The sequence below is a fragment of the Mesorhizobium sp. CNPSo 4671 genome (genome assembly GCF_057784245.1).
In genome coordinates this window covers 658,324-671,560 of sequence record NZ_JBWLUW010000002.1, presented here as the reverse complement: position 1 = coordinate 671,560, position 13,237 = coordinate 658,324, and the positions used below count along the sequence as shown (strand labels likewise).

General features: G+C 63.6%; 12 protein-coding genes. 7 read left to right on the top strand and 5 right to left on the bottom strand.

What is annotated here, in order from left to right:
• Positions 1-49: 49 nt before the first annotated feature.
• On the bottom strand, positions 50-751 hold the full coding sequence (locus tag AC04SF_RS07790) for a hypothetical protein (RefSeq protein ID WP_488477256.1): 702 nt from the start codon (positions 749-751) through the stop codon (positions 50-52).
• A 207-nt stretch (positions 752-958) separates the two neighbouring features.
• Between AC04SF_RS07790 and AC04SF_RS07785 the strand changes: the two genes are divergently transcribed.
• The 6 genes from AC04SF_RS07785 (at position 959) to AC04SF_RS07760 (ending at position 8,549) form a co-directional block, all read left to right on the top strand.
• Positions 959-1,684 carry a response regulator gene (locus AC04SF_RS07785; RefSeq protein WP_488477255.1) on the top strand — a complete coding sequence of 242 codons (726 nt, stop codon included), beginning with the start codon at positions 959-961 and terminating at the stop codon, positions 1,682-1,684.
• Complete coding sequence (locus tag AC04SF_RS07780) at positions 1,681-2,922, top strand: ATP-binding protein (protein ID WP_488477254.1); 1,242 nt, start codon at positions 1,681-1,683, stop codon at positions 2,920-2,922. The genes AC04SF_RS07785 and AC04SF_RS07780 overlap by 4 nt, the downstream gene beginning before the upstream one ends.
• Positions 2,923-3,462: 540 nt before the next feature.
• Positions 3,463-4,620, top strand: coding sequence for an acyltransferase family protein (locus AC04SF_RS07775; RefSeq protein ID WP_488477253.1), 1,158 nt, complete (start codon positions 3,463-3,465; stop codon positions 4,618-4,620).
• On the top strand, positions 4,617-5,723 hold the full coding sequence (locus AC04SF_RS07770; protein ID WP_488477252.1) for a glycosyltransferase family 2 protein: 1,107 nt from the start codon (positions 4,617-4,619) through the stop codon (positions 5,721-5,723). Before AC04SF_RS07775 ends, AC04SF_RS07770 begins: the two co-directional genes overlap by 4 nt.
• Positions 5,724-5,727: 4 nt before the next feature.
• On the top strand, positions 5,728-6,765 hold the full coding sequence (locus tag AC04SF_RS07765; protein WP_488477251.1) for a glycosyltransferase family 2 protein: 1,038 nt from the start codon (positions 5,728-5,730) through the stop codon (positions 6,763-6,765).
• Positions 6,765-8,549, top strand: coding sequence for an ABC transporter ATP-binding protein (locus AC04SF_RS07760; RefSeq protein WP_488477250.1), 1,785 nt, complete (start codon positions 6,765-6,767; stop codon positions 8,547-8,549). The genes AC04SF_RS07765 and AC04SF_RS07760 overlap by 1 nt, the downstream gene beginning before the upstream one ends.
• 521 nt (positions 8,550-9,070) lie before the next feature.
• On the opposite strand, the gene minE is transcribed toward AC04SF_RS07760, so the two are convergent.
• From minE to AC04SF_RS07740, 4 genes are all read right to left on the bottom strand, one after another.
• Positions 9,071-9,346 carry a cell division topological specificity factor MinE gene (gene minE / locus AC04SF_RS07755; protein ID WP_202358746.1) on the bottom strand — a complete coding sequence of 92 codons (276 nt, stop codon included), beginning with the start codon at positions 9,344-9,346 and terminating at the stop codon, positions 9,071-9,073.
• On the bottom strand, positions 9,343-10,158 hold the full coding sequence (gene minD, locus AC04SF_RS07750; protein WP_095200673.1) for a septum site-determining protein MinD: 816 nt from the start codon (positions 10,156-10,158) through the stop codon (positions 9,343-9,345). The genes minE and minD overlap by 4 nt, the downstream gene beginning before the upstream one ends.
• A gap of 72 nt (positions 10,159-10,230) precedes the next feature.
• Positions 10,231-11,058: a septum site-determining protein MinC gene (gene minC / locus AC04SF_RS07745; RefSeq protein WP_488477249.1), complete on the bottom strand. Its 828-nt coding sequence runs from the start codon at positions 11,056-11,058 to the stop codon at positions 10,231-10,233.
• A 292-nt stretch (positions 11,059-11,350) separates the two neighbouring features.
• On the bottom strand, positions 11,351-11,494 hold the full coding sequence (locus AC04SF_RS07740; RefSeq protein ID WP_488477248.1) for a hypothetical protein: 144 nt from the start codon (positions 11,492-11,494) through the stop codon (positions 11,351-11,353).
• Positions 11,495-11,572: 78 nt separating this feature from the next.
• Here AC04SF_RS07740 and AC04SF_RS07735 point away from each other — a divergent pair, with 78 nt between their 5' ends.
• On the top strand, positions 11,573-13,219 hold the full coding sequence (locus AC04SF_RS07735) for an RNA/DNA-binding domain-containing protein (RefSeq protein ID WP_488477247.1): 1,647 nt from the start codon (positions 11,573-11,575) through the stop codon (positions 13,217-13,219).
• The last annotated feature ends 18 nt before the right edge of the window (positions 13,220-13,237 follow it).

Genomic DNA, 13,237 nt, shown 5'->3' with positions numbered 1-13,237 from the left:
CCGCGAACGGGTTGGACATCGGGCCGGCCGGCGCAACCGGTCGGAGTTGTCAGCCATTCCCGGGCTGGGGTGGCGGAAGCTGTCCGCCCTGATCGGGCGGGCCTCCAGGTCCGGCTGCATCTTCCGGCGGGCCGCCCCAGGGACCGGGGGGTGGTCCGTGGGGGCGTTCCGCCGAAGCCAGGATTTCGAGCTGTTCGGGCGTGAGCTTTGTGCGCAATTCGGCGATCGCGTCCTTCAGCTTGGCGGCCGAAGCCGCGCGAGCCGTGACGTCGTCGGCCAGCCTTTCCTGGAAGGCGAAGGGATCGGGTTTGCCGCCCGGTGCCGCATCGGGGCCCTTGGCCTCGGGCTCACCAGGGCCGGGGCCACCAGTGCCACCGGGACCACGATCATGGCTCGGCGGTGCAAGCACCGCCTGCAGCGCGCTGGTGTAGTCGCGCCAGGCGTCGAGCTGTTCGCTGCGGATGCCGACGCGCGTCTCCAGCGCCGCCAGCCGGGCGGCCAGCATGAATTCAGGCGGTGGTCCCATGCGGTGCGGGCCAAAGCCTTCCGGACCCTGCGGGCCAAAACCCTGCGGACCGTGCCGCATCGGCCCTTGCGGGCCATTCTGGCCGAACCAGGGCATGGGGCCATGGTCCGGTCCATCCTGAGCGATGACCGGCGGCTCGCCGGCGCCGGCATCGGGCTGTGCCGCCAGCACGGGATGGATTGCGGCGACGGAAAACAGGCCGAGCGCAAGAAGTCTGCTTCGCATGATTGTGTTCCTTTCTCTCATGCATCGGACAGCCCTGAGGATAGGAAGCCTGTTTGTCCGCTTCGCGTCGGCATGTTGCCGAAGGTTTCCGCAAAGCGGCAATTTGTTTCCGAATGTTTCCCGCCCCCGGCCAGAAACATTGCGTTGCAATTTTCCATGCCGCTGGCGCGCGCGCTCCCTATAATCAGGGCAAGCAAGGGCATGATCATGCAATCACAACCCCATATCCTCGTCGTGGACGACGACCGCGAGATCCGCACGCTGCTCGGCCGCTATCTTGACGGCCAGGGTTTTCGCGTCTCGGTGGCGGCCGACCGGCGCGAATGCGAGCAGAAGCTTGGCGTCGGCCAGTTCGACCTTGTCGTGCTCGACGTCATGCTGCCGGACGGTTCGGGGCTCGACATCTGCCGCGGCTTGCGCGACCGCAAGCCGCATGTCCCCGTCATCCTGCTGACGGCGCTGAAGGAGGACGTCGACCGCATCATCGGCCTGGAACTCGGTGCCGACGACTATCTCGGCAAGCCCTTCAACCCGCGCGAACTCACCGCCCGCATCCGCGCCGTGCTGCGGCGCGCCACACCCGAGGAGGCGCCTGCCCCCCGCGTCCGCATCTACCGCTTTGCCAGCTACCGGCTGGAACCCCACACCCGCAAGGTGACGGACGGGCGGGGCGAGCTCGTCGACCTCACCGGCGCCGAGTTCGACCTGTTGCAGGTGTTCCTCGACCGCCCCGGCCGCTTGTTGTCGCGCGACCAACTGCTTGATCTTACCCAAGGCCGCGAACGCGACCCGCTCGAACGCTCGGTCGATGTACTGATGAGCCGGCTGCGCCGCAAATTCGCCGACACCGGCGACGGGCCGCTGTTCAAGACCGTGCGCAATGGCGGCTACCAGCTCACCGCGCGCGTCGAGGCGGTGGAGGCGCAGGCGTGAGCTCGCTGCGCCGCCGCCTCATCCTGCTGCTGGTCCTTTCGATCGTCGGCGTCGTCGGTCTGGCGACGGCCGCCGTCATCAGCGTGCGCGGCGGCGGGCCGCCGCCGGAGCTGACCGTGCCCTGGATTGCCCAGCAGATGGAGCTCGTGGTGCGGCTGCTGCCGGGGCCGATACCGGATGTACTGCGGGTGCAATTCTCAGACCATCCGGCCGCCGGCAAGGTCGCCCGCGCGGAAACGGAAATGCTCAACGACATCCTGCACCGCCGCGGCCTCGACCTCCTGGCGATCATCAGCGAGAAGCCCGACGAAGCCGGCCAGATCGCCTCGGTGCAAATGCCCGACAGGCGCTGGGCGATCGCAGAGGTGCCGCACCTCAAGCCGCCCGGGCGCGAATGGCTGATCCTCGCCGGCTGGATCTCGCTGATCGTGGCCGGCGCCACCGCCGTCTCGGTCTATTTCACCTCGGTGCTGATCCGGCCGCTGGAAATGCTGGAGGCCGCCGTCTCCAAGATCGGCTCGGACGGCGTGCTGGCGGCGGTGCCGGAAGTGGGTTCGGCCGAGGTCAAGGCCACCGCGCATGCGCTTAACCAGCTCTCCTCGCGGCTGCGCACAGCCATGGAAAGCCGCATGCGCCTGGTCGCCGCCGCCGGCCATGACCTGCGCACGCCGATGACGCGCATGCGGCTGCGCGCCGAATTCCTCGACGAGGAGCGCGACAAATGGCTGCACGATCTCGACGAACTCGACCGCATCGCCGACAGCGCCATCCGCCTGGTGCGCGAGGAGGTCAACCAGGACGCCGTCGAGCCGGTGGACCTGGAAAAGATGGTGCGCGACATCGAGGCTGAGATGGTCTCGCTCGGCCATGCCGTCTCGATCGGCCATCTCGACAAGGTCTCGGTGCGCGCCGGCGCGCTCGGCCTGCGCCGTGCCCTGCGCAATCTGATCGTCAACGCCGCCACACATGGCAAGGCCTGCACCATCGTCCTTGCGGCCACCGACAGGCGCGCCGTGCTGACCATTTCCGACAACGGCCCGGGCATCCCGCCCGACCTCATCAAAAAGGCCTTCGAGCCCTTCTTCCGCGTCGACCCCGGCCGCCAGCAATTCATCCCGGGCGCGGGACTCGGCCTCGCCATCGCCAAGGAGATTATCGAGCGCTACGGCGGGACCGTGACGCTGGAGAACCGCAAGGGGGGTGGGCTGGCGCAGACGGTGGTGTTCAAGGCTGTGTGAGGCGTAAGCAAGCCGTTTTGCCAGCCGACGAAAAGGGCAACTATGCTGCACCGCGAAAAGTCAATGATTCCAATTCATTCGTGGGTAGATCGGTATGAACTCAAATAGATAAAATGTAGATTTCTCAAATTTCGAGATTTTTTTACAAGGATTCGAGCACGTCCTGTCTCCCAAGGCAGAAGTGCTTCCGATCAACCAAAGCGGGTAGATCGACACAACTCGAACCACAGGGTTGAAGTGCTATTAAAAATCGCAAGAAAGCGGGAAAAATGGCGGTTTTTTGCCAATTTCTTGCCTTGCTCACATAAGTATTTCAGCCTGCTAGATTTTTTGTGTTGCACCGCACAATGCCGTGACCGAACCATCAATTGGGGGACTCGTTTGCGACTGGATATACGCCGTGGAGGATTCCGCCAGCTTGACGAACTTGAGCTGTCCATCCGTCGAGTTCGTTCCTGGCTCGGATGGACTCGCAAGGCTCGGGTTTGACAGTGCCGGGTCGAGGGCCAGGCGGCACGGACATCACATGGGCGCAAGCTGATGGCAAACGCCCGCGACATCCAACTGGATGCACTGAGGGCCATCGCCGTGACGATGGTGCTGTACTCCCATTTCTTCGCGGCGGGAGGATCTTCCTTCTGGGGCCATATCGGTGTGCGGCTGTTCTTCGTGCTGAGCGGCTTCCTGATCACCCGCCTGCTGCTGGAAGCGCGCGCGGCCGCCGCGTTTGAAACCGGCCCCGCGCTGCGGTCCTTCTACATCAGGCGGGCGCTGCGCATATTCCCTCCCTATTTTGCCGTGCTGGGTTTCGTCTGGCTGTTCGATCTGGAGAACTCCAGGGGATCGTTGATCTGGCATGCGCTCTATCTGTCGAATTTCTGGTATGCGCTGCGCAATGACTGGACGCCCTGGCTGCTGTGCCATTTCTGGAGCCTGAGCATCGAGGAACAGTTCTATCTGGCCTGGCCGCTGGTCGTCCTGCTCGCCCCACTGCGGCGCTTTGAGGCGATCTGCATCGGCGTCATCGCGCTGTCGCTGGCCTATCGCTTCTACTGGCCGGTCACCGCCACCCCTGCGCTGGCACGCGACCTGCTGCCGCCGGCATCCATGGATGCGCTGGCGTCAGGCGCGCTGCTTGCCTGCTGGCGGTCCAGAGGTGCGGCCCTGCCGCAATGGATGCGGCTAGGCTGGCCTGCCTTCGCGGCCGCATTCCTTGTCATCGAATGGTTTGTCCCGGCGCCTGCCGATCCGATGCTGGAATGGGCCCATTGGCTGGTGCGGCAAGTCCTGCCCCTGGTGCCGCTGATGGTCATCGTCGCCGCCTGTTCGCGCGGCCTTGGCGGCACCCTTGGCAGGCTCACGGAGCTGCCGCCGCTGCTTGGTCTCGGCCGTATCAGCTACGGCGTTTATCTCTATCATCCGATATTGCTGTCGCTCGCCGTCAAGTCGCAGCCTTGGATTCCGCTCAATGTTTCGCAGCAAGGACCAGGACGGTTCCTGGTTGCAAGCACCGCCACGATTGTCGTGGCTTCGATTTCCTGGATGGCTTTCGAAAGGCCGCTCAACAGCCTCAAGCGCCACTTCCCGTATGTCCGGCGAGCCCAGGCCGGTCATGCCGGCTGGTTTGCGCGGCCGGTGGGATCGCCCGATGGCCGCACGCCTTCCCTCGACCTCCCGCGAACGGATGCAAGACGATGACCGCCGCGCCGCTCGTCTCCGTCCTGCTGCCGGTCTACAATGCCGGCCCCTACCTCGCCGCGGCACTGGAAAGCATCCTGCGCCAGGATTACCGCCGCCTGGAGGTCATCGCGATCGATGACGGGTCGAGCGACAATTCGCTCGAGATTCTCGAGCGATACCGGCAGGCCGACAGCCGCGTCTCGATCATCTCGCGCGAAAATCGTGGCCTCGTCGCGACGCTCAACGAGGGGCTGGCGGTCACCCGCGGCGAACTGGTCGCGCGGATGGATGCCGACGACATCGCCTATCCCTGGCGCCTGTCGCGCCAGGTGGCGCTGTTTGAGCAGCGGCCCGGGCTCGGCTTTTGCGGCGCCGGCGTCGACATGTTGATCCGCGGCCGCATCGCCAGGGGCAAGCCCGATCCGGTGTTCCAGTTCGGCCGCATGCCCATACTGGCGATGTTCTTCACGATCTTCATGCACCCGACGGTCGTCTACAACAGGAAGGTCATCGAAGACGCCGCCCTCAACTACGACCCGACCTACAGGCACGCCGAGGATTTCGATCTCTTCAGGCGGCTGGCCGCTCGCTACCCGGCAGCCATGATGGCCGAAAATCTGCTTGTCTACCGCGTCCACCAGGCAAGCGTGACCAACCGGCACAGCAAGGAGATGCGCAGGACGCATTTGCGCATCGTGGCCGAAAACCTCGAGCGCGAGGGCCTGGCGGACGCCACGCGGGACCTGCGCGACATCGGCGAAGCGGTCAGCCACGACACGGTCACCCGCGCGGCCGACTTCATTCTCGCGCTGGAGGAGCGGATCTGCTCACTGCCGGACGAGACGCGGCCGAGCTTCGCGGCCGGCGCGCTCAACCTGTTCTATTTCCTTTACCAGCTCGTCGCCGACGAAAAGCAGCCCCCATTGACGCATGAACTGCTGACGCGGACCGCGAAGTGGAACGCCATCCGGCGGCGCGAGAAATATGCGCTGCGGCCGGGCGCCTGGGCGCCCTGGCTCAGCCGCGCCTCGCTGTCGGCCGGCAAGCAGGCGGACGCCGTGGAATACTTCTTCAAATCCGCGCCCGCCGCGGCGGTCCTGGCATCTCATCAGGTGGTCTAGAGGCATGACCGTCAAAGCCCATCAACCTCTGCAGCGCGATCGTTCGACGGCGCTTGGCGGCGCCCCGGCCGGCCTGCGAGCGGAGCGGTCAGGCCCGGAAGTCAGCTTCATCATCTGCACGCGCAACCGCGTCGCCGTGCTCGAGGCCTGCATCCAGTCGGTGCAGGCCGCGTGCCGAGCCCATGCCGACTTCGCGGCCGAGCTCGTGGTCGTCGACAATGGCTCGAGCGACCGCACGGCGGAACGCCTGGCCAGCATCGCCGCACTGTCGGACATTCCATTCACGCCCGTTTGCGAGCCGCACCGCGGGTTGGCGGCGGCCCGTAACGCCGGGTTGCGGCGGGCGCGGGGGCGCGTGCTGGTCTTCGTCGATGATGATTGCGCGGTGCATCGCGACTATCTGCGCGACCTGGAGCGACATTATTCTTCCGGGGAACAGTGGCTCATCCGGGGAGGCCGTGTCGAGCTTGGCGATCCCAGGGACTTGCCTTTCACGATCAAGCGATCGCGGGTGCGCGAGCGGTTGACGCCGGATATTCATCCCGGCGGCTTCGTGCTGGGCTGCAACATGACGATGCACCGCGATGTCGCGGCCCGCATCGGCTATTTCGACGAACGCTTCGGCGCGGGCGGGCCATTGCGGTCGGCGGAGGATACCGATTACCTCGTTCGGGCGGTGCTGCTCGGCATCGCGGTCGAATATGTGCCTGATATGACGATATTCCATCATCACGGCCGGCGGGATCGCAAAGCCATCGAAAAGCTCCACCGCGACTACAGCCTGGGCAATGGCGGGCTCTGCCTGAAACATATCCGCCATGCGCCCTGGCTGCTTCGCCATTTCTACTGGGCCGTAAGGGGGGCTTTCCGGGAATTGGCGGGCGGGCCCGCCTTCGACCCTGAACTCGATCTGTCGCACTGGCCGATCGTCGGCATGAATGTTCTCGGCGCGGCCAGATACGCGGCTCTACTGCTGGCGGGACGGCCGCAGGCCGAGCCGGTGCGGCAGGATCAACAAGCCAATGCCGAGGCACCGTTCTGATGCCATTGCTCCCGCCTGGCCTGCCGATGCTGTTCCGCGCTTTCGGAAAGCGGCAACTGCGCCTGGTTCCGGCCGTGGTGGTGCTCGGCCTGGTCAGCGCCGCCCTCGAAGGGTTCGGCATCGGCCTGATCATCCCCCTGCTGGGCATCATCATGGGGCACGGCGACGCGCCGGGAATGGCCGGGTTCTCCGCTGTTCTCCAGCAGGTCGGATCGGGCTTCAGCGAGCGCGACCGGCTTGTCGTCATCTCGGCCGCCATCCTCGGCTCGATCGTCCTGAAGAACGTCTTTGCCTTCGCCAACACGCTGCTGACGACCTTCATCTCCGGCAAGGCCAGCCATTCGATCCGCAGCGCACTGTCGGAGCAGCTCCTGCGGGTCGGCTACCCGTTCTTCCTGCGGCAGAGCCCCGGGCGGCTGCTCAACATCATCTCCAACGAATCCTGGCGGGCGTCCGATGCCATCCAGATCATGCTGTCGGCGATCGTCAGCGCATCGGCCGCCATCATTCTCCTGGCCTTTCTGCTGCTGCTGTCGTGGTGGATGACGCTGCTGGTCACGCTCGGACTGGCGCTCGTCCAGATCGCGCACGCCATCCTCTCGGCCAATCTGAAAGGCCCCAGCCGCAGCGTCGCTTCGCGCAACAGCCATCTCGCCTCGCAGATGCTGCATCTGGTGCATGCCGGACGCCTGATCCGCATCTTCGGCCAGGAGGCCCGGGAAAAGGCGATCTTCGACACCGCCTCCGACGCGGTGCGCCGCGCCTCCTTCGTTCTGCAGGTCCGCCAGGGCGCGTTGCCGCCGCTGACCGAGGTTCTCCACGCCATGCTGTTCCTGGCGGTGGTGATTGGCGCCTGGCTGGCGCAGGTGAGTTTCCCGCTGATCATCGCCTTCGTCATCCTGCTCTACAGGCTGCAGCCGCATATGCGGGCCCTGCAGGGGTCATGGAGCCAGTTGCAAGGCCTCAGCGGATCGCTGGAAGAGGTGACATGGATGCTGGACCCGGCAGGCAAGCCCAGGCCGCCGCAAGGCGACGGGCCGTTCCACAGTTTGCGCCAGGGCATCAAGTTCGATGAGGTGACGTTCACCTATTCCGGCACGGACCGGCGTGAAGTGGTGCTGCATGCGGCGACGTTCGCAATCAACAGTGGTCGCTCGACGGCGCTGATCGGCCGCTCGGGCGCCGGCAAGACGACGATCGTCAATCTTCTGTGCCGCTTCGTGGAACCGGACAGCGGCAGGATCCTCGTCGATGGATCGCCGCTGGACCGGATCGACCCCAGCCAGTGGCGGCGCCACATCGCGCTGGCCAGCCAGGAGCTGGAACTGGTCGATGGCACCATTTTCGACAACATAAGCTACGGGCAGGATGCGGCGACGATCGGCGACGCCGAGCGCGCCGCGAGACTGGCCGAGGCGCATGAATTCATCGAGCGGCTGCCCCAGGGCTACGAGACGCTCGTCGGCTACAGGGGGGTCAATCTCTCAGCTGGACAGAGGCAGCGGATCGCGCTGGCCAGGGCCCTGGTGCGCGATCCCGATCTGCTCATCCTCGACGAAGCCACCAATGCGGTGGACGGGCTATCGGAAGCGGCCATCGTCGAGACCCTGAAGTCGAGGGCGGGACGGCGCACGACCATCGTCATCAGCCATCATCACAGCACCATCTCGTTCTGCGACGACGTGGTGATCCTGAGCGGCGGCCGGGTGAAGAAACAGGCCCCTTTCGGCGCCCTGGCATCGCTCAGCATGGACGAGCTCTACCAGCATGAACCGCTGGACTGACCATGGGTTCGGGCAGCGATCCCCGGTGCGGCCTCGGCCGTTCGAATCAATGGCTGATGACTTGCCGCTGGCACCCTGCGCGATCGCACCAATGCCATGCGGTGCGCGGACTCGCTACCGTTCCTTCGCGGCGGACCTGTCGATCCGCCCGGGCCGGTGCCCATCGCTTACTCTCCAGATGCGGCGCCGGCCTCCTCTTGCTCCTTTCGTTCTCTCGCGCAAACGGTGGCGTGAGGGGGTGGGAGACTGGCAACGTCGGCGGGACAGCACCCCCTCTGCCCTGCCGGGCATCTCCCCCTCAAGGGGGGAGATCAGATGTCGGTCGGCTTTCGCCAACCACCAATTTCGCAAGGAGTGAGCTGTCGCGGAAACTGCCAATCTCCCCCCTTGAGGGGGAGATGTCCGGCTGGACAGAGGGGGGCGCCTGGCGCCAGTCTTCGGAGTATAGGCCTGCTGCGTCGCGCTGCCCCACCCCGATCCGCTTTGCGGATCGACCCTCCCCACAAGGGGGAGGATAAAGATCACCCCGCGATCGCCATCGGCACGGCGCTCTTGTTGGGGATCTGGATATCGATCTCCAGGGTCGACATCGTCTCGCCGCGGTCCATCGAGACCTGCAAATAATCCTGGTCGATCTGCACATGCTTGGCGATGACGGCCATGATCTCCTCGCGCAGGATGGAGACGAGGTCGGGCTGGCTGCGGTTGCGGCGCTCATAGGCGAGCAGCACTTGCAGCCGCTCGCGCGCCACCGGCGCGCTGGAGCGCCGCTTGAAGAGGTCGAACAACACGTTCATGCCGCCCTCCTTCCCAACAGCCGGTCGAGGAAGCCCTTGCGCTCGAAGGGAACGACGACCGGCAGGTCCTCGCCTTCCAGCCGCCTTGCGGCGTCGATATAGGCCTTGGCCGCCGTGTTGAGCGGCTCAGACAGCGTCACCGGCGAACCGAGGTTGGAAGCGCGCAACACATCCTGGCTCTCGGGGATGATGCCGAGCAGCGGCACCGACAGGATTTCCAGCACGTCGTCGATGCTGAGCATTTCGCCGCGCGCGGCGCGCCCGGCGTCGTAGCGGGTGACCAGCACATGCTTGGCGATCTGCTCGCCCTGTTCGGCGCGCATGGTGCGGGCGTCGAGCAGGCCGATGATGCGGTCGGAATCGCGCACCGACGACACTTCCGGATTGGTGACGATGACCGCCTCGTCGGCAAAGCGCATGGCGAGCTGCGCGCCGCGCTCGATGCCGGCCGGGCTGTCGCAGAACACATAGTCGAACACCGAGCGCAGCTTGTCGATGACTTCGCCGACGCCCTCCTCGGTCAGCGCGTCCTTGTCGCGCGTCTGCGAGGCGGGCAGCAGGAACAGCGTGTCGACGCGCTTGTCGCGGATCAGCGCCTGCGACAGCTTTGCCGTGCCCTGGATGACGTTGACGAGGTCGAACACCACGCGGCGTTCCGCGCCCATGATGAGGTCGAGATTCCTGAGGCCGACGTCGAAATCGACCAGCGCCACCTTCTTGCCGGTCTTGGCCACGGCGGCTCCGAGTGCTGCCGTCGAGGTGGTCTTGCCGACGCCCCCCTTGCCCGAAGTGACCACCACTACCTTGCCCATGAAAAAAGCCTCCGTCGTTGTTATCAGTTGTTGTCCCGGCCGCCCTGACGGCCTTCAATTCAGTCAGTCGCTTCAGCTCAGTGTCTCGACGCGCAGGCCCCCGCCGTCGAGGAAGGCCTGCACCGGTTTGCCGCGCGACACCCCTTCCATCTCCTCGGCGGTGATGTACCAGCCGTCGACCGACAGAAGCTCGGCCTCGTTGCGGCGGCAGAAGATGCGCGCGCCGGTGTTGCCCAGCGCACCCGCCGAAGCGCGCCCGCGCAGCGTGCCGTAGACATGGATCGAACCGGCGGCGACGATCTCCGAACCGGACGCGACCGAGCCCAGCACGATCACATCGCCATGCGCATGCATGATCGCCTGGCCGGAGCGGATCGGCGCCTTGATCATCAGCGTGCCCGAATCGTAGTGCGAAACCTGCGGCTCGCTTTCCCCGGTCTTGCTTGCGCCAGCCTTGCCCTTGGCAACGCTGCCAGCATCCGCCCGCGCCTCCATGCGGTGGTCAGGCGCCCTGCCCTCGGCCTGGCCTTCCCTGCCGGAACCCTCTTGCCCGCCCTTGCGGCCAGGCAGCAGCCCATCCGTCGTCGCCTCCTTGGCGCCGACCAGCAAAGGCGGCAGTTCGGGGCCGAGTGCGGCCCCTTCCAATTCGATGGCATAGATGCGAATGCCGCGCGTACCCAGCTCCGCCACCAGCGCCGCGATCTCGCTCGGCTGCGGCTTCAGCACGTTCAGATCGAGCAGCACCGGCCGCCCGGCAAAATAGCCCGGCGAGTTGCCGATCCAGTGATCCAGCCCCTGCAGCCACTCCGCCATGGGCGCTTCCGGGGTCAAGGTGAAAGCGACGAAAGAACGGGCACGAAAGCGAATGGATTTGGCCTCGAGGGGAGCGGCAAAGGTCACGGCTGGCGAATCCTTACTGAGAGGTAAACGCTAGCGAGGGAATGGTTAACGAATGGTTAATGAGAGGGGGCGCCGCTTGGCAGTCTTCGAGAAATTGGAAGGTCGGCTAAACGCCAGTTACGGTCGCTACCCGCAACACGCTGAATGTCTTGATACAGCCGAAAGCCGCCTGTCTCGACGACAGCGGCTGCGACGCGGACGTGCGCTACGATCAGATAACGCAACAGTTCACCGATCGGCTCGTCGGAGCAAGCAGATCACCATGCCTAGCCTGCCCTCTTGAATTTGGCGGTCAGTTAAGGTGGTCGCGTTCTTTGGAGCCTGCTTTTAGAAAGGCAGCCTCTTCAATTGGGCCGAAGCCAGCCGCTTCTTGCTGGAGGATGAATTCTTCTAATCGATCAGTTTCCATAGCTTTCTTTAAGCTTAGATCTGCCATTGCTCGACTCCGATAGGCCAAGCAGTCTATCCTAAGGCTAGAGGAAAACCCATTCGGGCTTAGGGCATTGAAATAGCTATGATTTCGAGACACTCGAGGGGACACTCGAGGCCCCGCGACAACGCGGATGGCCAATATTCGCTCAATCTCGAGGTCCCGCCGCCGCCGCCCACCACGCTGCCGCAGCTTTGGACTGTTGATGATATTTTCAACAGCCTTGTCAAAGAAGGCGATGTCGCCTTTACGAACTTTCCTAATGAAGACAACCGCGTCGAATGGAAATCGGCAGGTATCAACCCGCGAGACCTAGGCGACTATTTCTCCATGTGGGCAAACACTCAACCGTCCGGAGGTCTAATTGTTGTAGGCCGCGACAAGGACGGCAGTCTGACAGGGTGCCTACGGCAGGGTACTGAAAAGATATCCAGGCTTGAGGCGGCGGGAGCCGACCATTGCTCCGATGCACACTACGATGTCCGCAAGATACCGCTCACCCATGCTGACGGCTCGTCGGACTATTTGCTCGTCTTTCGAGTCCTTTATCGCGAGGACAGACTTGTCGAAACCATCCGCGGCGAAGCGTTTGTGAGAACTGGCGATAAAAAACGCCAACTATCCGAAGAAGAGAAGCGCGAAGTTCGGATAAGCAAGGGGCAGATCGCATACGAAAAAGAGCCATCGACGTTGAACTACCCCGAGGATTTTGACGAGCTTCTTGTCGATGAGTTTTGTGCAAAGTACATAGCCGTGAGGCGCCTCAGAGAGGGGAAGACGCGCGAGCAAATCCTCAAGCTGAATCACCTTGGCGAAATCAAGAACGGGAAATTCATTCCCAACCTAGCGTGCACGGTCCTTTTTGCGAATGATCCTCGAGCAGTTGTTCCGGGGGCAAAAATTCGATTCCTTCGGTACGATGGTGACCGGGAGAAGACAGGCAAGGACTACAACGTAGTCCGAGATGAAATGGTGGACGGCCCTCTCCCACGTATGCTGCAAGAAGCCGAATATGTGATGGCAAGTCAGATACGCGCGTTCACGCGACTCGGGAAAGATGGCCGATTTGAAAATAAACCGGAATACCCACGTGATGTGTGGTTCGAGGCCATCGTCAACGCTTGCGTTCATCGGTCGTACAACTTCAAAAATATGAACATCTTTGTGAAGCTTTTTGACGATCACTTGGTTGTTGAGAGCCCCGGCGGGTTCCCGCCTCCTGTAACGGCTGACACGATCTACCACGGTCACAATCCCCGCAATCCGTACCTCATGGGCGCGTTGTTCTATATGGACTATGTTAAGGAAGCGAATGAGGGCACGGTCCGTATGCGTGACGGTATGATCAACGCGAACCTTCCAGCTCCCGAGTTCCTTCAGCGAGACACCGGTCATTCCCAAGTGCATGTGACCCTCAGAAATGACATCCATGCACGGAAGGAATTCGTAGACGCCAAGGCGCTCAAGCTAATCGGAAAGGACCTCTACGAAATACTTGGAGAGGACGAAAAGCAGATCGTCAACTTCCTCGCTGAACGTGGGAAAGCCAATGTGACCGACATCATGCGGATAATTCATCGCGAGTGGGGAACAGCGAAGAAAATCCTCACCCGTTTGGTGGTCGCCGGCATTGTCATGAGGGTGGCAAAATCCAACAGAGACCGGGACTCTTCCGCCCATTACATTCTGAGGCGAAAGGGAGGCACAGGGGATTCTAACCCTGATCAATAAATGCTACGTATCTGAAAG